The organism is Aeromicrobium sp. 636 (genome assembly GCF_024433585.1).
Classification (GTDB): Bacteria; Actinomycetota; Actinomycetes; order Propionibacteriales; family Nocardioidaceae; genus Aeromicrobium; species Aeromicrobium senzhongii.
On the sequence record NZ_WNJU01000002.1, the window covers coordinates 332,276 to 353,257 of the forward strand.

Here is a 20,982-nt window from a genome sequence, read left to right on the forward strand (position 1 = left end):
CCGTCAGTCGCGGGGGTCGAGGTCCTCGGGGTCGTGGTGCCACACCTCGGCGAGCCGGGTGAGCAGCACGGTCCAGACCGCGTCCTCGACGTCGGCGGCCGAGCGCGCCCGGCCGATGATGGGCAGCCGGTAGAGCACGATCCGGTAGCCGCCAGGAGCCGGGTTCACGATGCTGCGGGGGACCGGCTCGTCCCAGCCGTACGGCAGCAGCGGCGCCTCCTCGATCGCGACCTCGACGTGGTCGGGCTCGCGCTCGAAGTGGCGGTCCAGCCGGGTGAGGATCTCGGCGACGAGCTCGTCGAAGGCCTCGCGAGGAGTCCGGTGGATGGGAGCGCCGTGCGGCGTCAGCGGCCCGGGCAGCGAGAACACGCCGCGTGGCCCGCGTCCGCGCCGGTCCCGGGCGGCACCGGGCCGGGGGCCGTGCACGGGGACTCGGGGTCCGGGTTCGCTGGCCACGCGGTGAGCCTACTGCGGTCGGCTGGGGTCGGGGGTTAACCTCGCCTCGTGGGACTGCAACGTCGATGCTCGCGCGCAGGCTGCCCGAACTCCGCGGTGGCCACCTTGACGTACGTGTACGCCGATTCGACCGCCGTGCTGGGGCCGTTGGCCACCTATGCCGAGCCGCACGCCTACGACCTGTGCTCGCGGCACGCCGAGCGACTCTCGGCCCCGCAGGGCTGGAGCGTCGTGCGACTCGCGCCCCAGTTCACCGAGCCGGAGCCGACCCACGACGACCTCGTCGCCCTGGCCGAGGCCGTGCGCGAGGCAGGCCGGCCGACCACCGAGGTCCCCGCGGACGACCGCGGCCCCGTGTTGCGTCTGGTGCGCGACGACTCGGCTACGGTGGTCCCGTGAACCTCGATCCAGCCCTCGTCGAGATCCTGGTGTGCCCGCAGTGCCGCTCCGGCCTGTTCGTGGACGTCGACGCCGACGAGCTCGTGTGCAACGGCTGCGCTCTCGCGTACCCGGTCCGCCGCGACATTCCGGTGATGCTGGTCGACGAGGCGCGTCCGCTCAACAACACCTGAAACATCCGCCACGGGTGTTTGGCGCGTCCGGCGGTTCTGTCTGCTCTACGATGGTGAGAGATCTGAGATGACAGAGCCGACCGCCATTCCCCCGCGCGAGGCCGTGGTCGAGGACGGTTTGCTCCAAGGCCTCTCGGGCCTTGCTGCCGCTGTCGTGGCCACGCCCTTGGTGCTTGAGGTCCCCGGAGTCGAACGGGACCGCGCTCTGCAGCGCGAAGTCGCCGAGCAGCTGGGCGACTACGTCGTCCCCCGGCTCGAGAACATCGGCGCTCCGTTGCTCGTCGTCGTGGGCGGTTCCACCGGTGCCGGCAAGTCCACGCTCGTCAACTCGATCGTCGGCCGTCGCGTCACCGCCACCGGCGTCCTGCGGCCCACGACGCGCACGCCGGTGCTCGTGCACCACCCCGCCGACACCGAGTGGTTCCGGTCCGGCCGGATCCTGCCCGAGGTCGCCCGCACCGGCTCCAACAGCCGTCGGGCCAACACGATCCGCCAGGTCGCCTGCTCGACCCTGTGGCCCGGCGTCGCGGTGCTCGACGCCCCCGACTTCGACTCGATCGACGAGACCAACCGCGAGATGGCCGAGCAGCTGCTCGGTGCGGCCGACCTGTGGCTGTTCGTCACCTCGGCCGCGCGGTACGCCGACCAGGTCCCGTGGGACTACCTGCGCCGGGCCGCCGATCGCGACGCCTCGATCGCCGTCGTCCTGGACCGCACGTCCGACGACGCCCTGGTCGAGGTGCGCCGTCACCTCGCGCGGATGCTCAGCGAGCACGACCTGGCCGACGTCGCCCTGTTCTCCGTCCCCGAGTCGACTCCCGACTCCGAGGGTGTGTTGCCCGCCGGCGACGTGGCGCAGGTCGTCACGTGGCTGCGCATGTTGGCCGACGACGAGGCACAGCGACGCGCGATCGTCCTCAAGACGCTCCAGGGCGCGATCCTGCACGACATCGAGGCGTCCCGGCGCCTGGAGGGGGCGCTGGCCCGCCAGGTCGACGCCGCCGAGCAGCTGCGCAAGGACGTCGAGTCGGTCTACGTCGGCGCGCACCGCGACCTCATGACCGCCGCGACCGACGGCACGATGCTGCGCGGCGAGGTGCTGGCCCGGTGGCAGGACTTCGTGGGCTCCGGCGAGATCTTCCGCAAGCTGGAGCGCACCGTCGGCTCCTGGCGCGACCGTCTGTTCAAGCGCAGGCCCACCAGCCCCGACGAGGTCGAGGAGGCCGCGCTCTCGGGACTGCACCTGATGATCCTCGACCGTGCCGAGCGCGCCGCCGAGGAGGCGGCGCGGGCCTGGGACGGCTCCGAGCCCGGTCGCGTGCTGCTGGACCGCCAGCGCGGCCTCGATCGTGCGTCCCGCGACGTGCGGGTGCGGGCCGAGCGCATCGCCCGCGAGTGGCGCGAGGCCGTGTTCGAGCTCGTGGCCGAGCAGGGTGCCGACAAGAAGAGCAAGGCGCGCGCCCTGTCGCTGGGCGTCAACGCCGCGGGCGTCAGCCTGATGGTGGTCGTCTTCGCCGGCACCGCGGGGCTCACCGGTGCCGAGGTGGGCATCGCGGGCGGCACCGCGGCCGCGGGCCAGGCGGTGCTCAACGCGGTCTTCGGCGACCAGGCGGTCCGGAGCCTGGCCGAGCAGGCCGGTCGGGATCTGTCGCGCCGCTTGGAGGACCTCTTCGAGTCCGAGGCCGACCGGTACCTGGCCCTGCTGCCCGACCCGAACAGGCTGGAGACCGCCCAGTGGCAGCTCCAGGCGGCGATCGGCGCCGTCGACAAACCCCGAGGAAGGCGGAGCCGATGAGCGCACTCGACGAACGCGTCAACGCCTTGCGCTCGGCCATCGAGGCCGCGGGCGACGTGCTCGACCCCGCCGTCGCCGGTCCCGCCGAGGCGACGTTCGCGCACGCCAAGGAACGACTCGAGCTGTCGGCCGAGCACACCGTGGTCGCGCTGGTCGGATCCACCGGCTCGGGCAAGTCCTCGCTGTTCAACCGCCTCAGCGGGCTCGAGCTGGCTGAGGTCGGCTACCTGCGCCCCACCACGTCCACGCCGCTGGCCTGTGCCTGGGGTCCGGCCGGCGCGACCGAGCTGCTCGACTGGATCGGGGTGGCTCGCCGTGACCAGATCGCCCGGCGCAGCATCCTCGACGCGCCCCGCGACGACGCCTTCGAGGGCCTCGTCCTGCTGGACCTGCCCGACCACGACTCGGTCGTGCAGGAGAACCACGACGTCGTCGACCACGTCGCGCGCTACGCCGATCTCTTCGTGTGGGTGCTCGACCCCCAGAAGTACGCCGACGCGGCGATCCACGAGCACTACCTGGCGCCTCTGGCGACGCACAAGGACGCCTCGCTGGTCGTCCTGAACCAGGCCGACCGACTCAGCGACACCGACCTGAAGATCGCGGTCGACGACCTCGAGCAGATCCTGGAGCGCGAGGGCTTCGGCGGGGTGCCCGTCATCGCGACCAGCGCGGTCACGGGTGCGGGCCTGCCCGAGCTGCGTGCCGAGATCGGTCGGCGCATCAGCTCCAAGCGGGCGTCGCAGGCCCGTCTCGTCGCCGACGTGCGCCAGGTGGCCCAGCGGCTCGCGGAGGTCGGGGGAGTCGAGCCGGTCCCCGGTCTCGACCGCCCCACGCGTGACGCCCTCGTCGAGACGTTCGTCGCCTGCGCCGGGGTGCCCCAGATCGCCGACGCGGTCGAGGACTCGATGGCCCGCCGTGCCGTCGTGGCCACCGACTGGCCGCTCATCGGCTGGGTCGGCCGGCTGCGGCACGACCCGCTGCGCGAGCTGGGCTTCGGCCGTTCCGCGCGCGACGCGGTCGCCGGCACCATGCCGATCTCGCCGTCGGTGCAGCGCGCCCGTGCCGACCTCGCCCTGCGCGAGGCGACCGAGGCCGCGACCGAGGGCATGTCGCGACCCTGGCGCGCCTCCGTGATCCACGCCGTCGTGGGCGAGGAGACCCGCGCGGTGATCGACGAGCTCGACGAGGCCGTCGCCGGCGTCGACCTGGGCCTGAAGCACCGTCCGTTGTGGTGGACCGCTGTCGCGGGCCTGCAGTGGCTGACCATGATCGCCGTGGTGGTCGGCGGCGCCTGGTGCGCCGCGTCGGTCTTCGGCCTCGTGGACCCGGATCCGTGGTCGGGCGCGCCCCGTCCGCTGGGCATGAGCCTGCCGCTCATGGCCGTCGCCCTCGGGCTGCTGTTCGCGATCGCCCTGACGCTGGTGTCGCGCTGGCTGGGGAGCGTCGCAGCCCGCCGGGCGGGCGCGCGGGCCGAGAAGGCCCTCACCGAGGCGATCAACCGCACCACCGAGCGGATCGTCGTGGCGCGACTGCGCCACGAGATCGACCGCTACGAGCGCTGGTGCAGCGGCTTGGCCACCGCCGTCCGCTGACGCGTGTCCGCGCCTGCCGGTCGGTCGTCCTTGCCGCGCTCTGGCTAGGCTGGTGGGCATCATGGCTGACTACGTCCTCTCTCTGCGCAACGTCCGCAAGGCCCACGGCGACAAGGTCGTCCTCGACGACGTCTCCCTCTCGTTCCTGCACGGGGCGAAGATCGGCGTCGTCGGTCCCAACGGCATGGGCAAGTCGACCTTGCTCAAGCTGATGGCCGGCCTCGACCAGCCCAACAACGGCGACATCGTCCGCGACCCCGACGCCTCCGTCGGCATGCTCCAGCAGGAGCCGCCGCTGACCGAGGGCAAGACGGTCCTCGAGAACGTCGAGGAGGCCGTCTCCGACATCAAGGGCAAGATGAAGCGCCTCGAGGAGGCGTACGCCGAGATGGGCGAGCCCGACGCCGACTACGACGCCCTCATGGCCGAGACCGGCGACCTGCAGACCTACCTGGACAACACGAACGCCTGGGACGTCGACAGCCGCCTCGAGCAGGCCATGGACGCCCTGCGCTGCCCACCGTCGGACGCGCTGGTCGACAACCTCTCCGGTGGTGAGCGTCGCCGCGTCGCGCTGTGCAAGCTGCTGCTGCAGCAGCCCGACCTGCTGCTGCTCGACGAGCCCACCAACCACCTGGACGCCGAGAGCGTGCAGTGGCTCGAGGGCCACCTCAAGAGCTACCCCGGCGCCGTCCTGGCCGTGACCCACGACCGGTACTTCCTCGACAACGTCGCCGAGTGGATCGCCGAGGTCGACCGTGGCCAGATCCACGGCTACGAGGGCAACTACTCGACCTACCTCGAGACCAAGAAGGACCGTCTCAAGATCGAGGGCCAGAAGGACGCCAAGCGCGCCAAGATGCTCGAGCGCGAGCTCGAGTGGGTCCGCTCCAACGCCAAGGGCCGCCAGACCAAGAGCAAGTCGCGTCTGGCCCGCTACGAGGAGCTCGCCGCCGAGGCCGAGAAGGCCCGCAAGATCGACACCACCGACATCAACATCCCGGCCGGCCCGCGCCTGGGCGACGTCGTCCTCGATGCCAAGCACCTGACCAAGGGCTTCGAGGACCGTGTGCTGTGGGACGACATCAGCTTCTCGCTGCCGCGCGCCGGCATCGTGGGCGTCGTCGGTCCCAACGGCGTCGGCAAGACCACGCTGTTCCGCATGATCACCGGCAACGAGGAGCCCGACTCCGGCGAGCTCGAGGTCGGCAAGACGGTCAAGATCAGCTACGTCGACCAGAACCGCGCGAACATCGACCCGAACAAGAACGTCTGGGAGGTCGTCTCCGAGGGACTCGACTTCATCAAGGTCGCCAACTTCGAGATGAACAGCCGCGCCTACGTGGCCTCGTTCGGCTTCAAGGGCTCGGACCAGCAGAAGAAGGCCGGCGTGCTGTCCGGTGGTGAGCGCAACCGCCTGAACCTGGCGCTGACGCTGAAGCAGGGCGGCAACATGCTGCTGCTCGACGAGCCCACCAACGACCTGGACGTCGAGACGCTGTCCTCGCTCGAGGACGCGCTGCTGGACTTCCCCGGCTGCGCCGTGGTCACCTCGCACGATCGCTGGTTCCTGGACCGCATCGCGACGCACATCCTGGCGTGGGAGGGCACCGAGGATAAGCCGGGCCAGTGGTTCTGGTTCGAGGGCAACTTCGCGTCCTACGAGGCCAACAAGATCGAGCGCCTCGGCGAGGAGGCGGCCCGCCCGCACCGCGTCACGCACCGCCGCCTGACCCGCGACTGAGGTCCCGCCCGTCCCGAGATTTGCTCCCATTTCCACCTTTCAGCCGTGCTGAAAGGTGGGAATGGGAGCATTTCTCGTTCTAGAAGCGGCGGCCGCCGATCGACTCCTGGACGGCCTCCATGACGCGCCGGAGGGCGGCGAGGTCCTCGGGTGAGGCGAGGTCGACGAGGTACTCGCGCACGCCGCGCACGTGGGTGTGGGCGGCCGTGGCCAGCAGCTCGAATCCCTTGTCGGTCAGGACGGCGGTGACGCCGCGGCCGTCGGTGTCGCACTGGACGCGGGTGACGATGCCGTCCCGCTCGAGCCGGCCGATGGTGTGCGTGATGCGGCTGCGCGAGTGCGACAGGGCCGCGGCCAGGTCCGCCATCCGGATCGACCGGTCCGGCGCCTCGGACAGCCGGACCAGGATCTCGTACTCCGACATCGACAGGCCGTGCTCGCTGCGCAGGTCGCGGTCCAGTCGGTCCATCAGGACCGTCGATCCGCCCAGGAAGGCACGCCACGACCGCTGTTGCTCCTCATCGAGCCACCGGGTGTCGTTCACGGAGGCGATGGGCAGATCACTCATGTGAACTAGTTTACATGTTCAACGACTTGATTGAAAGTTCAATCATGCTGTACCGTCCAACATGTTGAACGATCAACCACAGACTTCAGGAGAACACATGAGCGACATCACCACCGGCACCTGGCAGCTTGACCCGACGCACACCGAGATCGGCTTCACGGTGCGTCACCTGATGAGCAAGGTGCGTGGCAAGTTCGAGAAGTTCGAGGGCACGATCGTCACCGCCGAGGACATCACCGCCTCGACCGCGACCGCGACGATCGACCTGTCGTCGATCAACACCGGCACCGCCGACCGCGACAACCACCTGCGCTCGGGCGACTTCTTCAACGTCGAGACCAGCCCGACGATGACGTTCGTCTCGACCGGCGTCGTGCGCAAGGACGACACCGAGTTCGTCGTCACCGGCGACCTGACCATCAAGGACGTCACCAAGCCGATCGAGCTCGTCGTCGAGTTCCTCGGCGAGGGCAAGGACCCGTGGGGCGGCACCCGCATCGGCGTCGAGGCCAAGGGTCAGATCAGCCGCAAGGACTGGGGCATCGACTTCAACATCCCGCTCGAGGGCGACAAGTTCATGATCGGCGACAAGATCACGCTGGTCATCAACGCCGAGGCCGTGCTGCAGGCCTGACCTGCCACCGCCCGTCGGGGCTCGCGACATCTCCCCCGGGTGTCGCGGGCCCCTTCGTCGTCTCCGGGCCGGCTCAGGCGGCGGCGCCGACGATGCGGACGGCGAGCTCGCCGTGCAGGGCCGCGATGTCCTCAGGTGTCGTGGTGCCGCCGGGGTGGTACCAGCGCACCAGGTCGATGCTGAGGGAGAGCAGGGCCAACGAGGTGCCCTTGGTGTCCGAGACCGTCATGACGCCGGCCTCGACCCCGGCCTCGAGCGCGTCGCGCATGAGCGCCTCGATGGCGCGGCGGTACTCGGCGATCTCGGCCCGGTGCTCGGGGGTGAGGGCGTCGAACTCGTACTGCACGATGCGGCCGACCCGGCTGTTGACCGCATGCCAGCGGCTGAACTCCTCGACCATCGTGCGCACCCGGACGACGGGGTCCTGCGAGCGGCGCGAGGCCTCCTCGATGATCTCGACCGCGGACCGGTGCCCGCGCCGGGAGATCTCGAACAGCAGGTCCTCCTTGGTGGCGTGGTGCACGTAGACGGCGGCCGGGCTCATGCCCGCGCGCGAGGCGATGTCGCGCGTCGTGGTGCCGGCGAAGCCGGAGGTGGCGAACGCCTCGACCGCGGCGGCGAGGAGCCGTTCGCGCGTGGAGGCGGAACGATCGCGGCCGTTCGCCGAGTCGGTGCTCATGGTGGACAGCATGACGCAGGACTGTCACACTAAGCAAGCGCTTAGTCATTCCGGGTGGCCGCCGATGCGCCACCGATCCCCCCGCGAGAGGACCGCATGGACCGCACGATCTACTCCGCCGACCACGAGGACTTCCGCGCGTCCTGCGCCGCCTTCCTCGACAAGCACGCGCGCCCCTTCTCCGAGGAGTTCGTCTCGGCGAAGGCGTTCCCGCGCGAGTTCTGGACGGCCGCCGGCGCCGAGGGCTTCCTCGGCCTCGAGATCCCTGAGGAGTTCGGTGGCGCGGGGGCGGGGGACTTCCGCTTCAACGCCGTCCTGGCCGAGGAGCTCAGCAAGATCACCGCAGCGCTCGCCTCGTGCGTCGGCATCCACACCGACATCGCGACGCCGTACATCGTCGACCTCGGCACCCAGGAGCAGAAGGAGCGCTGGTTGCCGGGCTGCGCCGATGGAACGATCCTCACCGCGATCGGCATGACCGAGCCCAGCGGCGGGTCCGACCTCGCCGCGCTGCGCACCACCGCCGTGCGTGACGGTGACCAGTGGGTCATCAACGGCTCCAAGACCTTCATCACCAACGGGTTCTCGGCCGACCTGGTCCTGACGGCCGTGCGCACGTCGCCCGAGAAGGGCGCGAAGGGCATCACGCTCTTCGCGATCGAGGCGACCGACGAGGGCTTCAGCCGCGGCCGCAAGCTCGACAAGGTCGGCCAGGAGGAGTCCGACACCGCCGAGCTGTTCTTCGAGAACGTCCGCGTCGGCGACGACCGCGTGATCGGCGAGGTCGACCGGGGCTTCATCTACATGATGGAGCGCCTGCCGCAGGAGCGGCTGTCGTGCGCGGTCTCGAACGTGGCGCACGCCAAGCAGATCCTGCTCGAGACGATCCAGTACTGCCACGACCGCAAGGCGTTCGGCCAGTCGATCGGCTCGCTGCAGCACAACAAGTTCCTGCTCGCCGAGCTCGTGACGCAGATCGAGGTCGCCGAGGCGTACGTCGACGCCGCCGTCGCGGCGCACGCGCAGCGCACCCTGACCTCCACCGACGCCGCGAAGGCCAAGTGGTGGAGCTCGCAGGTGCAGAACGAGGTGCTCGACCACTGCGTCCAGCTGCACGGCGGCTACGGATTCATGAACGAGTACCGCGTGGCCCGCGCCTGGCGCGACGCCCGCGTGACCAAGATCTGGGCCGGCTCGAACGAGATCATGAAGGAACTCATCGGCCGCGACCTGGGCTTCTGAGCGAAGCCCTCCGACACACCCCGAGGAAAGGCAAGAACCCATGCCCGAAGCAGTCATCGTCTCCACCGCCCGCTCGCCGATCGGCCGCGCGGGCAAGGGGTCGCTCAAGGACATGCGTCCGGACGACCTGACCGTCCAGATGATCGAGGCCGCCCTGGCCAAGGTGCCGGGCCTCGATCGCCGCGACATCACCGACCTGCACCTGGGCGTGGGCCAGCCCGCCGGTGAGGGCGGACACAACCTGGCGCGCGCCGTGGCCGTGCTGGCCGGCATGGACCACCTGCCCGGCGTCACCGTGAACCGCTACTGCTCGTCGTCGCTGCAGACCACGCGCATGGCGTTCCACGCCATCAAGGCCGGCGAGGGCGACGCGTTCATCTCGGCCGGCGTCGAGACCGTCAGCCGGTTCGGCAACGGCTTCGCCGACCTGCCCGGCACGGAGAACCCGGCCTTCGCCGAGGCGATCGCCCGTACCGCCAAGCGCGCCGAGGGCGGCGCCGACACGTGGACCGACCCGCGCGAGAGCGGCAGCCTGCCCGACCTGTACATCGCGATGGGCCAGACGGCCGAGAACGTCGCGCAGTACCTGGGCATGAGCCGCCGTGAGCAGGACGAGTTCGCCGTCCGCAGCCAGAACCTCGTCGAGCAGCGCATCGAGGAGGGCTTCTGGGCCAAGGACATCACCCCGGTCACGCTGGCCGACGGCACGACCGTCACCAAGGACGACGGCCCGCGCGCCGGCACCACGCTGGAGGCCGTCAGCGGCCTCAAGCCGGTCTTCCGTCCCGACGGCACCGTCACGGCCGGCAACGCCTGCCCCCTCAACGATGGCGCGGCCGCCGTGGTGATCATGAGTGACACGAAGGCCAAGGAGCTCGGCCTGACGCCGCTCGCGCGCATCGTCTCGACCGCCGTCACCGGCCTGTCGCCCGAGATCATGGGCCTCGGCCCGGTCGAGGCGATCCCGGCCGCGCTCAAGAACGCGGGCATGGGCATCGACGACATCGACCTGTACGAGATCAACGAGGCGTTCGCCGTCCAGGCGTGGGGCTCGGCCAAGCAGCTCGGCATCCCGCTGGACAAGCTCAACGTCAACGGCGGCGCCATCGCGGTGGGCCACCCGTTCGGCATGACCGGCGCGCGCATCACGTCCACGCTGATCAACTCGCTGCAGTGGCACGACAAGCAGTTCGGTGTCGAGTCCATGTGCGTCGGTGGCGGCATGGGCATGGCGATGGTCCTGGAGCGCCTCTCGTGACGCAGCGTTTCGCCGGCAAGGTCGCCATCGTCACGGGCGCGTCGCGCGGCATCGGCCTCGGTGTCGCGCAGCGCCTCGTGGCCGACGGTGCCAAGGTCGTCATCACGGCTCGCAAGACCGAGGCCCTCGAGGCCGCGGTGGCCGAGCTCGGCCCCGACAACGCCGCCTACGTGGCGGGTGCGGCCGACGACGTCGACCACCAGGACGAGACGATCGCCAAGGCCGTCGAGCAGTTCGGCGGACTGGACTTCCTGGTCAACAACACCGGCATCAACCCCACGTACGGGCCGATGATCGAGATGGACCTGACCGCGGGTCGCAAGATCTTCGAGGTCAACGTGCTCGGTGCCGTCTCGTGGGCGCAGAAGGCCTACCGCGCGTCGCTGAAGGACAACGGTGGCGCGATCGTCAACATCGCCTCGGTCGCCGGACTCAAGCCGGCGCCCGGCATCGGCATGTACGGCGCGTCCAAGTCCGCGGTCATCCACGTGACGCAGGAGCTCTCGCTGGAGCTGGCGCCGAACGTGCGCGTGAACGCGGTGGCGCCCGCGGTCGTCAAGACCCGGTTCGCCGGTGCGCTGTACGAGGGCCGCGAGGAGGAGGTCGCCTCGGCCTACCCGCTGAAGCGGCTCGGCCTGCCCGAGGACATCGCGGGCGTCGTGACGTTCCTGCTGTCCGAGGACGCGGCGTGGGTGACGGGCCAGTGCCTGGCGATCGACGGCGGTCTGACGCTGACCGGCGGCGTCTGACTGACACGTACTCGACGGGCCCCGGGACGATGTCCCGGGGCCCGTTGTCGTGTCTTTTGCTGAATCCTGCGCGAAAGGCACTTTCTACGGCGCTCTGAGGGATAAGTTGTCCCCATAGTGTGGGTAACCATGTGTGTAACACACGGTTACGAACTCCACCAGCCACACGGGCCTCACCGGGCCCGATCGCACCATGCCGTGTGACATAGAACATGAGGAAACCCTCGGATTAAAGATGAGGAAATCCTCATGTTCATGTGAGGATGGATGGCATGACGACGCTCGACACCTCCGTGTTCCGCACCCCGGCCCCGACCGATCGCCGAACGGACAGCCTCCTCGACGACCTGCGCGCGGGCACCGCCTGGGCCCTGGCCTTCGGTGGACAGGGCGGTGACTGGCTGCAGCCCTTGGCAGACGTGGTGCGCGACTTCGCGCTGGAGGCCGAGGTCGCCGACCTGGTGCGCCGCAGCGACGCGCTGATCGCGCCCGTCGCGGCCGAGGTGGCCCGTGGTGGTGTCGCCTTCGATCCGGTCGCGTGGGTCGACGTGCTGGCCGTCGGCGAGTCCGCCGAGGACGACGACGCACCCGGCCTGCCGGCGGGCATCGAGCTCACCGCCCCTGCGGCATCGGTCCCGGGCATCACGCTGGCGCAGCTCGCCGGCCTGCGTGCGCTGTCGCGGCAGGGCCTCGACATCGTCGCGCACCCGCCGGTCGCCGTCGCCGGACACTCGCAGGGCGTCCTGGCCGCCGAGGTGCTGGCGGGCGTCCCCGAGGTCGAGGTGCTGGCGCTGGCCCGACTCATCGGTGCCGCCGCACAGCTGGTCGGCCGTCGCCGTGGTCTGCTGGGCCGGACGATGCTGGCCGTCTCGGGAGTCGTCCCCGAGCGGGTCGGCTCGATCGTCGAGGGGACCGGCGCGGTCTGCCGCATCCGCAACGGCCGCCGCGCGGTCGTCCTCTCGGGCCCGGAGTCGGCCCTCCAGGCCGCCACCGCGCGACTCGAGGAGGTCGCCGCGCACGAGGCGGACCTCCGCGAGCGGAAGGTCACCGGCGGTGCCCCGTTCAGCCCCGTCCTCGAGCCGGTCGACTCCGTCCTGGCGTTCCATCACCCCGACCTCGCCGCCGCGGCCGATCTCGTGGCCGAGTGGGCCGCGCGGATCGGCATCGACCCCGAGCACGCGCGCCGGATCACCGAGCGGGCCATCATCGATCCCGTCGACTGGGTGCAGGAGATCACGACCGCGCTCGACGCCGGTGCCACCTGGATCATCGACCTGGGCCCGGCCGACCTCGCCTCGCGCCTCTCGGCGGCTGAGGTCCGCTCCCGTGGTGTCGGCCTGGTCGCCGCCACCACCCGCCGCGGCCATCGCGAGCTGACCATCAGCGGCGCGCGTCCGGTGCTCCCGGTGGCATGGTCGGCCCACGCGCCGCGCCTGGCGACCCTGCCGGACGGGTCGACGGTCGTCGAGACCGCCTTCACGCGGGCCACGGGCAAATCCCCGATCCTGCTCGCGGGGATGACGCCGACCACCGTCGACGCCCCGATCGTCGCCGCGGCCGCCAACGCCGGCTTCTGGGCCGAGCTGGCCGGCGGGGGACAGGTCACCGAGGAGATCTTCGAGGCCCGCATGGCCGAGCTCGGCACGCTGCTCGACGAGGGCGCGACCTTCCAGTTCAACTCCCTCTTCCTCGACCCGTACCTGTGGCGGCTCCAGCTGGGTCAGAACCGGCTCGTCCAACGCGCCCGCGCGGCCGGCGCACCGATCGACGCCGTCATCGTCACGGCCGGCATCCCCGAGCTGGAGGAGGCCGTGGCCCTGGTCGACGAGCTGACCGAGGCCGGCATCGAGCACGTCGTCTTCAAGCCGGGCACCGTGCGCCAGATCCGCCAGGTCCTGGCGATCGCCAAGCAGGTCGACCGCACCGTCATCGTGCAGGTCGAGGGTGGGCGCGCCGGGGGACACCACTCGTGGGAGGACCTCGACGATCTCGTCCTGGCGACCTACGGCGAGCTGCGTGCCCAGTCGAACGTCGTGCTGTGCGTCGGCGGTGGCATCGGCACCGCCGACGGCGCCGCGGCATGGCTGACCGGTACGTGGGCCCACCGGCACGGCTTCCCCGACATGCCCGTCGACGGCATCCTCGTCGGCACGGCGGCAATGGCGACGCTCGAGGCCACGACCGCTCCCGAGGTCAAGCAGCTGCTCGTCGAGACCCGGGGCACGGGCGCCTGGGTCGGCGCGGGCACCGCGAAGAACGGCATGGCCTCGGGCCGCAGCCAGCTCGGTGCGGACATCCACGAGATCGACAACACCGCCTCGCGCACGGGCCGCCTGCTCGACGAGGTGGCCGGCGACGCCGAGGCCGTGGCCGCGCGACGCGACGAGATCATCGAGGCGCTCGACCGCACCGCGAAGCCGTACTTCGGTGACGTCGCGACCATGACCTACGCGCAGTGGCTGCGTCGCTTCGTCGAGCTCTCCGGCACCGCCGTCGACGGCTCGCCCGAGTGGCTCGACGTCTCCCTGAGGGACCGCTTCCACGCCCTGCTCCAGCGGGCCGAGGCCCGCCTCGCGGAGCAGGATCGCGGCGACGTCGCGACCCTGTTCCCGACCGCTGCCGAGGTCGAGGACGGCCTCGCCGCGATCGAGCGACTGCTGGCCGCGCACCCCGACGCCGCCACCGTGACCCTGCACCCGGCCGACGAGGCGTTCTTCGTCGAGGTCTGCCGTCGCGCCGGCAAGCCGGTCAACTTCGTGCCCGTCGTGGACGCCGACGTGCGCCGCTGGTGGCGCTCCGACTCGCTGTGGCAGGCACACGACCCGCGGTACTCCGCCGACGAGGTCTGCATCATCCCCGGCACCGCCAGCGTCGCGGGCATCACGCGTGTCGACGAGCCCGTGGCCGATCTGCTGCAGCGTTTCGAGGACGCCGCCATCGACGCCCTGCTCGCCTCGGGTCGCGCGCCGCAGCGTGTGCCCGGCCGGCGTCGTGAGGACGAGTCCGCCCTCGCCGGCGCGCTCGCGCTCCTGCTCGCCGCGCCCGACGTGAGCTGGGCCGGCCGCACGGTCCGCAACCCGGTCCACCGCCTCGGCGCCGACTGGGTGCTGACCTCCGCGACCACCGCGGAGCAGGCGGTCACGGGTGCGCGTCTCGCCGTGGCGGGGGAGTCGTCCGTCGACCTCGTCGTGCCGCTGGGCGGCGCCCGCGAGCTGACCCTGCGCCTCGACCTCCCCGCGACGACGGCGAAGGGCCACGCGCCCGTCGTCTCGACCGAGGGGGCCGTCGCCGCCATGTCGCAGATCGTGCGCGGCGCCGTCGCCGGCGAGCTGCCCGAGGTCCGCGACGGCGTCGCGCGACTCGACGCGCCCTGGGACCCGGACCTCGCCGCGGACCACGCCGCGGTCAGCGCCGGCCCGCTCGTGCTCGGCCGCCATCGCGTCCCTGACGTGCTGGTCGGCCTGGCCTGGCCCGCGGTCTTCGCCGTGATCGGCGAGGCGCGCACGGCCGAGGGCCTGCCCGTCGTCGAGGGGATGCTCGACCTGGTCCACCTCGACCACGCCATCACCGCCGGCCGGCTGCCGGCCGACAGCACGACGCTCCGGATCAGCGCCCGGCTGACCTCGGTCGAGGAGTCCGCCTACGGCCGCGTCGTCACCGTGGACGTCACCGTCGGCGACGTCGCCACGATGCGCGAGCGCTTCGCGATCCGCGGCCGTGCGGGCAGCGCCCCGCTGGCCGACCCGGCGCGCGCCGGGGGAGTCCTGGCGGACGTCGAGGTCAAGGACACGCCGCGCCGCTCGCGCGTCCGCACCACGGTCTCGGCGCCGACGGACCTGCGACCGTTCGCCGCGGTCACCGGCGACCACAACCCGATCCACACCAGCACGGCCGCCGCGCGGCTGGCCGGCCTCGGCGGGCCCATCGTCCACGGCATGTGGACGTCCGCCGCGGCCCAGCACGCCGTGACCTCCGAGACCGGACGTCGCATCGCCGGCTGGACGACCCGCTTCATGGCCCCGGTCCGTCCGGGTGCCGAGGTCGAGATCCGTGCCGACCGCGTGGGACTCACGCAGGGTCGCGAGGTCCTCGACGTCACGGTCCGCGCCGACGGCGAGATCGTCATGGCCGCGTCGGCCCTGACCGACGCGCCCCGGACCGCCTACGCGTTCCCCGGCCAGGGCATCCAGAGCCCGGGGATGGGCATGGCCGGCTACCAGCGCTGCCCCGCCGCCCGCGAGGTGTGGGACCGCGCCGACCGCCACACTCGTCAGGCGCTCGGCTTCTCGATCCTGACCGTCGTGCGCGACAACCCGACCGAGCTGACCGTCCGCGGCGTCACGCACCACCACCCGGAGGGCGTGCTGTACCTGACCCAGTTCACGCAGGTCGCGATGGCGGTCCTCGGTGCCGCCCAGATGGCCGAGCTGCGCGAGGGTGGCGCGTTCGTCGACGGCGCGATCCTGGCCGGTCACTCCGTGGGCGAGTACAACGCGCTCGCCGCGGTCTCGGGCGTCATCAGCCTCGAGGCCGTCGTCGAGGTCGTGTTCCAGCGCGGCTCGGTCATGCACACGCTCGTGCCCCGCGACGAGAAGGGCCGCAGCGACTACCGCCTCGCGGCCATCCGGCCCTCGCAGATCGGCCTGGCCGACGACGAGGTGAAGGACTACGTCGAGGGCCTCGGCGAGGCGGCCGGCGAGTTCCTGCAGATCGTCAACTACAACCTGCGCGGCTCGCAGTACGCGATCGCCGGCACGGTCCGCGGGCTCGAGGTCCTCGAGAAGGACGTCGCCGCGCGCCGTGAGCGGTTCGGCGGCAAGGCGGCCTTCATCCTGGTGCCGGGCATCGACGTGCCGTTCCACAGCCGCGTGCTGCACGGCGGCGTGCCGGACTTCCGGCACAAGCTGCAGGAGCTGCTGCCGCCCGCGATCGACCCGTCGATCCTCGAGGGCCGCTACGTCCCGAACCTCGTGCCGCGGCCCTTCAGCCTCGACGAGGACTTCATCCGCGAGGTCGAGGAGTACGTCGGCACCACCGTCCGCCGCTCGGAGGACCCGGGTGTGCTGTGCCGCGACCTGCTCATCGAGCTGCTGGCCTGGCAGTTCGCCAGCCCGGTGCGCTGGATCGAGACCCAGGACCTCATGTTCACCCCCGTCGAGGACGGTGGACTGGGTGTCGAGCGCTTCGTCGAGGTCGGTGTCGGCTCGGCGCCCACCGTCGCGAACCTGGCGGCCGGCACGCTGAAGCTGCCCGGCTACCCGAGCGTCGAGGTGCTCAACGTCGAGCGTGACGCCGCCGCCGTCTACGGCACGGACGAGGACCCGGCCCCGGTCGAGGACGAGGCCCCCGAGACGACCGTCGAGGACGGCGCGCCGCAACCGGCCGCCGCCCCCGTGGCCGCTCCGGCCGGCGGTCCCGCCACGCAGACCGCCGCCGACCTGCCGTTCACCGCGGCGGACGCCACGCGCGTCCTGGTCGCCTGGTGGACGAAGCTGCGCCTGGACCAGCTCGGTGCGGCCGACTCGATCGAGTCGCTCACCGACGGTGCGTCGAGTCGGCGCAACCAGCTGCTGATCGATCTGGGTGGCGAGCTCTCGCTGGGCGCGATCGACGGGGCGGCCGAGGCCGACCTGGTGACGCTCGGTGGTCAGGTCGACGCCCTGGCGCGCACGTACAAGCCGTTCGGCCCTGTCCTGGGTGAGGCGTTCTCGGACCACCTCAAGAAGGTGCTCGGCCCGACCGGCCGCAAGCAGTCGTCGGTCGCCGACCGGGTCACGGGTGCGTGGCAGCTGGGCTCGGGCTGGGCGTCGCACGTCCTGGCAGAGCTGGCGATGGTGACCCGTGAGGGTCAGAGCGTCCGCGGCGGCGCGTTCGGTGAGGCGTCCATCGCCTCGGCCGGCGACGTCGATGCCGCGATCGACGCGGCGGTGCAGTCCGTGGCTGCCCGCCACGGAGTGAGTGTTCAGATGCCGTCGGCCGGTGGTGGCGAGGGAGCCACGATCGACGCGGAGGCGTTGGGCGAGTTCTCGGCGGCCATCAAGGGCCGCGACGGCGTGCTGGCCTCGGCGGCGCGACTCGTCCTCGAGCACCTCGACCTCGTCGACGTGCCCGAGACGGTCGAGCCCGACGAGCAGGCGGCCACGGTCGTCGAGCGCGTCGAGGCCGAGCTCGGCTCGGACTGGATCAAGGCGACGGCCGGGGTGTTCGACGCGGAGCACGCGGTCGTCCTGGACGACCGTTGGGCCTCGGCGCGCGAGGACCTCGCGCGACTGGCCCACGGCGACCAGGTCGACGGCTCCTTCGTGGGGACCGGCGAGGTCGTCGCGAAGCAGGCCGAGCACTGGCTCGCGCGAACCGGTGACGAGCGGTTCGCCCGCATCGCGGCCGACGCGCGCGACACGACCCCCGGTCTCTTCGCCGGAGAGGTCGCCGTCGTGACCGGTGCGGCCGACGGTTCGATCGCCGGCTCCGTCGTGGGCGAGCTGCTCGCGGGCGGTGCCACGGTCGTGGCCACCACGTCCTCGCTGGCGCCGAGGAAGCTGGCGTTCTTCAAGGACCTCTACCGCCGCAACGCCCGCGCCGGGGCGGTCCTGTGGGTCGTCCCGGCCAACCTGGCCTCCTTCGCGGACGTCGACGCCCTGGTGGAGTGGATCGGGACCGAGCAGTCCCGCACCGCCGCCGGTGTCACCACGGTCTCGAAGCCGGCACTGACCCCGACCCTGCTCGTGCCGTTCGCGGCCGGCCGGGTCATGGGCGACGCGACCGAGGCCGGTCCGCGGGCCGAGCTCGAGATGCGCATCCTGCTGTGGTCGGTCGAGCGGCTGGTCGGCGCCCTGTCGTCGTCGGTCACCGACCGCGACCTCGACGCCCGCCTGCACGTGCTGCTGCCGGGCTCGCCCAACCGTGGGATGTTCGGCGGCGACGGCGCCTACGGTGAGGCCAAGGCCGCGCTCGACGCGCTGGTCACCAAGTGGGGCTCGGAGAAGCGCTGGGCCGACAAGGTCACGCTGGCCCACGCCATCATCGGCTGGGTCCGCGGCACGGGCCTCATGGGCGGCAACGATCCGCTGGTCGAGGCCGTCGAGGCCGCCGGCGTGCGCACCTGGTCGCCCGACGAGATGGCCGTCGCGCTGCTCGAGGCGTGCACCCCGCAGGCTCGCCGTCAGGCGACCGAGGGACCGCTGACGCTCGACCTCACCGGAGGCCTCGGCGACGCCGACCTGGACCTGCGGGCCCTGGCCGAGGAGGCGGCGCGTGAGCGCGGCGAGCAGGGGACCGACGTCTCCTCCGACACCGCGACCATCCCGGCGCTGCCCGCGCCGCCGTCGCGCCTGGACCGCGTCCAGACGCCCGACTGGGCCGAGGTCACGGCGCGTCCGGAGGACCTCGTGGTCATCGTCGGTGCCGGCGAGTTGGGCCCGTACGGCTCGGCGCGCACGCGCTTCGAGATGGAGGTCGAGGACCGTCTCTCGGCCGCCGGCGTCCTCGAGCTGGCGTGGTCCACGGGCCTGCTCAGCTGGGACGCCACGAACCGCGGCTGGTTCGACACCGCCTCCGGCGAGGTCGTCGAGGAGCACGAGATCGCGGATCGCTACGAGGACGCCGTCCGTGAGCGGATCGGCGTGCGCCGCTACGCCGACGACGGCGAGATGGTCGACAACAGCGCTCCGCTGCTGGCGTCGGTCTACCTCGACCAGGACCTGACGTTCACGGTCTCCGGGGAGGCCGAGGCCCAGGCCATGCGTGACGCCGATCCGCAGCACACCGTGATCGCGCAGGACGCCGAGGGCGAGTGGACGGTGACCCGCAAGGCGGGCACGCAGGTCCGCGTGCCGCGCCGGATGAAGCTGACCCGCACGGTCGGCGGCCAGATCCCGACGGGCTTCGACCCGACGGTCTGGGGCATCCCGGCCGAGATGGTCGAGGCCGTCGACCGCGTGGCGCTGTGGAACCTGGTCTGCACGGTGGACGCGTTCCTGTCGTCGGGCTTCACCCCGGCCGAGCTGATGCGCTGGACCCACCCGACCCTCGTGGCCAACACGCAGGGCACCGGCATGGGCGGCATGTCGTCGATGCACTCGCTGTACATCGACACCCTGCTGGGCGAGGCGAAGCCGAACGACATCCTGCAGGAGGCGCTGCCCAACGTCATCGCCGCGCACGTCGTGCAGTCCTACGTCGGCAGCTACGGCGCGATGGTCCACCCCGTCGCGGCGTGCGCCACCACGGCCGTGTCGGTCGAGGAGGGTGTGGACAAGATCCGCCTCCACAAGGCCGAGTTCGTCGTGGCCGGTGGCTTCGACGACCTCTCGGTCGAGGGGATCGTCGGCTTCGGTGACATGTCGGCCACGGCGGAGTCCGCGGCCATGGCGGCCAAGGGGATCGAGGACCGGTACTTCAGCCGGGCCAACGACCGGCGCTACGGCGGCTTCGTCGAGTCGCAGGGCGGCGGCACGATCCTGCTGGCGCGCGGCGACCTGGCCGCGCGGATGGGCCTGCCGGTCCTGGGTGTCGTGGCCTACGCCGCGTCGTTCGCCGACGGTGTCCACACGTCCATCCCGGCTCCGGGCCTCGGTGCCCTGGCGGCGGGTCGTGGCGGCCGCGAGTCGCAGCTGGCCCGCTCGCTCTCGGCACTGGGAGTGGGCGCCGACGACATCGGCGTGCTGTCCAAGCACGACACGTCGACGGGCGTCAACGAGCGCAACGAGTCCGAGCTGCACGAGCGGCTGGCCGCGGCGCTGGGCCGCAGCGACGGCAACCCGCTGTTCGTCATGAGCCAGAAGGCGCTGACCGGTCACGCGAAGGGCGGCGCCGCCGCGTTCCAGCTGATCGGGCTGTGCCAGGTGCTCGAAGGTGGCGTGGTGCCGCCGAACCGCAGCCTGGACTGCGTCATGGACGACCTGGCCGAGCACGAGCACCTGGTCTGGCTGCGCGAGCCGCTGGTGACGGGCCCGCTCAAGGCCGGTCTGCTGACCAGCCTGGGCTTCGGTCACGTCGCCGGGTTGATCGCCGTGGTCCACCCGCAGGCGTTCGTGGAGTCGCTGCCGGTCGACGAGCGTGAGCGCTACCTCGAGGCGGCCGAGCGTCGCCGGATCGAGGGCCGGATGCGCCTCGTCGACGCGATGTACGGCGGGGACGCGCTGTACCGGCGTCCGGCGGGCCGTCGCCTGGGTGAGACGGGCGTGCGCGAGCGCGAGGCCGCGCTGCTGCTCGACGACAGCGCCCGACTCGGAGACGACGGGGTGTACGCGTGCCGGTGATCGGCACGGGGATCGACCTCGTGGACGTGTCCGGATTCGCCGAGGAGTTGCGGCGACCGGGCACCCGCGCCGGCAGTGCCTTCACCGCTGCCGAGCGCCGCGACGCCCGGAGCTCGCCTTCGGGGCCCGGGCGTCGCACCCCCGAGCTCGAGATGGCGTCGCTGGCCGCCCGCTGGGCGGCGAAGGAGGCGTTCATCAAGGCCTGGTCGGAGTCGCTGTGGGGCGAGCCGCCGGTGATGGACGAGCACGTGCACGCGTCGATCGAGATCATCCGCGACGCCTGGGGTCGCCCGCGGGTGCGTCTGCTGGGCGAGGTCGCCAAGCGCCTGCCGGACGTCGCCATCCACGTGAGCCTCAGCCACGACGGTGCCTACGCCACCGCGATGGTGACCCTGTCCCGCTGACCCGAGATTTGCTCCCATTTCCACCT

The 20,982-nt window shown here is 71.7% G+C and carries 14 protein-coding genes; 11 read left to right on the forward strand and 3 right to left on the reverse strand.

Features of this window, described 5'->3' with window-relative positions; all coding sequences use genetic code 11:
• Window positions 1-3: 3 nt before the first annotated feature.
• Complete coding sequence (locus GL325_RS15970; protein ID WP_187769201.1) at window positions 4-456, reverse strand: metallopeptidase family protein; 453 nt, start codon at window positions 454-456, stop codon at window positions 4-6.
• 48 nt (window positions 457-504) lie between these two features.
• Here GL325_RS15970 and GL325_RS08190 point away from each other — a divergent pair, with 48 nt between their 5' ends.
• The 5 genes from GL325_RS08190 (at window position 505) to ettA (ending at window position 6,162) form a co-directional block, all read left to right on the forward strand.
• Window positions 505-855, forward strand: coding sequence for a DUF3499 domain-containing protein (locus GL325_RS08190; RefSeq protein WP_187769202.1), 351 nt, complete (start codon window positions 505-507; stop codon window positions 853-855).
• A complete protein-coding gene (locus GL325_RS08195) occupies window positions 852-1,028 on the forward strand; it encodes a Trm112 family protein (protein ID WP_187411523.1) in 177 nt (58 codons plus the stop codon). Before GL325_RS08190 ends, GL325_RS08195 begins: the two co-directional genes overlap by 4 nt.
• 67 nt (window positions 1,029-1,095) lie before the next feature.
• Complete coding sequence (locus tag GL325_RS08200) at window positions 1,096-2,823, forward strand: dynamin family protein (RefSeq protein WP_154596640.1); 1,728 nt, start codon at window positions 1,096-1,098, stop codon at window positions 2,821-2,823.
• Complete coding sequence (locus GL325_RS08205) at window positions 2,820-4,418, forward strand: GTPase (RefSeq protein ID WP_187769203.1); 1,599 nt, start codon at window positions 2,820-2,822, stop codon at window positions 4,416-4,418. The genes GL325_RS08200 and GL325_RS08205 overlap by 4 nt, the downstream gene beginning before the upstream one ends.
• A 61-nt stretch (window positions 4,419-4,479) precedes the next feature.
• Complete coding sequence (gene ettA / locus GL325_RS08210; RefSeq protein WP_187769204.1) at window positions 4,480-6,162, forward strand: energy-dependent translational throttle protein EttA; 1,683 nt, start codon at window positions 4,480-4,482, stop codon at window positions 6,160-6,162.
• A gap of 79 nt (window positions 6,163-6,241) precedes the next feature.
• Here ettA and GL325_RS08215 read toward each other — a convergent pair whose 3' ends face one another.
• Window positions 6,242-6,730, reverse strand: coding sequence for a MarR family winged helix-turn-helix transcriptional regulator (locus GL325_RS08215; protein WP_154596643.1), 489 nt, complete (start codon window positions 6,728-6,730; stop codon window positions 6,242-6,244).
• Window positions 6,731-6,827: 97 nt separating this feature from the next.
• On the opposite strand from GL325_RS08215, the gene GL325_RS08220 reads away from it, so the two are divergent.
• Entirely contained in the window at window positions 6,828-7,364 is a 537-nt protein-coding gene (locus tag GL325_RS08220; RefSeq protein ID WP_187769205.1) for a YceI family protein, read from the forward strand.
• Between the two features lie 73 nt (window positions 7,365-7,437).
• On the opposite strand, the gene GL325_RS08225 is transcribed toward GL325_RS08220, so the two are convergent.
• The gene (locus GL325_RS08225) at window positions 7,438-8,043 is read right to left on the reverse strand and encodes a TetR/AcrR family transcriptional regulator (protein ID WP_154596645.1); all 606 of its coding nucleotides are present in this window, start codon (window positions 8,041-8,043) and stop codon (window positions 7,438-7,440) included.
• A 96-nt stretch (window positions 8,044-8,139) separates the two neighbouring features.
• Here GL325_RS08225 and GL325_RS08230 point away from each other — a divergent pair, with 96 nt between their 5' ends.
• The 5 genes from GL325_RS08230 to GL325_RS08250 all read left to right on the forward strand — a co-directional run bounded on the left by GL325_RS08230 (window position 8,140) and on the right by GL325_RS08250 (window position 20,956).
• On the forward strand, window positions 8,140-9,285 hold the full coding sequence (locus tag GL325_RS08230; RefSeq protein WP_154596646.1) for an acyl-CoA dehydrogenase family protein: 1,146 nt from the start codon (window positions 8,140-8,142) through the stop codon (window positions 9,283-9,285).
• Window positions 9,286-9,325: 40 nt separating this feature from the next.
• Window positions 9,326-10,543 (forward strand): acetyl-CoA C-acetyltransferase, encoded by a 1,218-nt coding sequence (locus tag GL325_RS08235; RefSeq protein WP_187769206.1) that lies wholly within the window; start codon window positions 9,326-9,328, stop codon window positions 10,541-10,543.
• Window positions 10,540-11,292: an SDR family oxidoreductase gene (locus GL325_RS08240; RefSeq protein ID WP_187411522.1), complete on the forward strand. Its 753-nt coding sequence runs from the start codon at window positions 10,540-10,542 to the stop codon at window positions 11,290-11,292. The genes GL325_RS08235 and GL325_RS08240 overlap by 4 nt, the downstream gene beginning before the upstream one ends.
• Before the next feature lie 272 nt (window positions 11,293-11,564).
• On the forward strand, window positions 11,565-20,552 hold the full coding sequence (locus GL325_RS08245) for a type I polyketide synthase (RefSeq protein ID WP_187769207.1): 8,988 nt from the start codon (window positions 11,565-11,567) through the stop codon (window positions 20,550-20,552).
• Window positions 20,543-20,956, forward strand: coding sequence for a holo-ACP synthase (locus GL325_RS08250; RefSeq protein ID WP_187411520.1), 414 nt, complete (start codon window positions 20,543-20,545; stop codon window positions 20,954-20,956). Before GL325_RS08245 ends, GL325_RS08250 begins: the two co-directional genes overlap by 10 nt.
• The last annotated feature ends 26 nt before the right edge of the window (window positions 20,957-20,982 follow it).

Coding starts and splice junctions, on each gene's coding strand:
- GL325_RS08220 (WP_187769205.1), top strand. CDS start 6,828: ATGAGCGACATCACCACCGGCACCTGGCAGCTTGACCCGACGCACACC.
- GL325_RS08205 (WP_187769203.1), top strand. CDS start 2,820: ATGAGCGCACTCGACGAACGCGTCAACGCCTTGCGCTCGGCCATCGAG.
- GL325_RS08225 (WP_154596645.1), bottom strand. CDS start 8,043: ATGAGCACCGACTCGGCGAACGGCCGCGATCGTTCCGCCTCCACGCGC.
- GL325_RS08215 (WP_154596643.1), bottom strand. CDS start 6,730: ATGAGTGATCTGCCCATCGCCTCCGTGAACGACACCCGGTGGCTCGAT.
- GL325_RS08245 (WP_187769207.1), top strand. CDS start 11,565: ATGACGACGCTCGACACCTCCGTGTTCCGCACCCCGGCCCCGACCGAT.
- GL325_RS08200 (WP_154596640.1), top strand. CDS start 1,096: ATGACAGAGCCGACCGCCATTCCCCCGCGCGAGGCCGTGGTCGAGGAC.
- GL325_RS08230 (WP_154596646.1), top strand. CDS start 8,140: ATGGACCGCACGATCTACTCCGCCGACCACGAGGACTTCCGCGCGTCC.
- GL325_RS08235 (WP_187769206.1), top strand. CDS start 9,326: ATGCCCGAAGCAGTCATCGTCTCCACCGCCCGCTCGCCGATCGGCCGC.
- ettA (WP_187769204.1), top strand. CDS start 4,480: ATGGCTGACTACGTCCTCTCTCTGCGCAACGTCCGCAAGGCCCACGGC.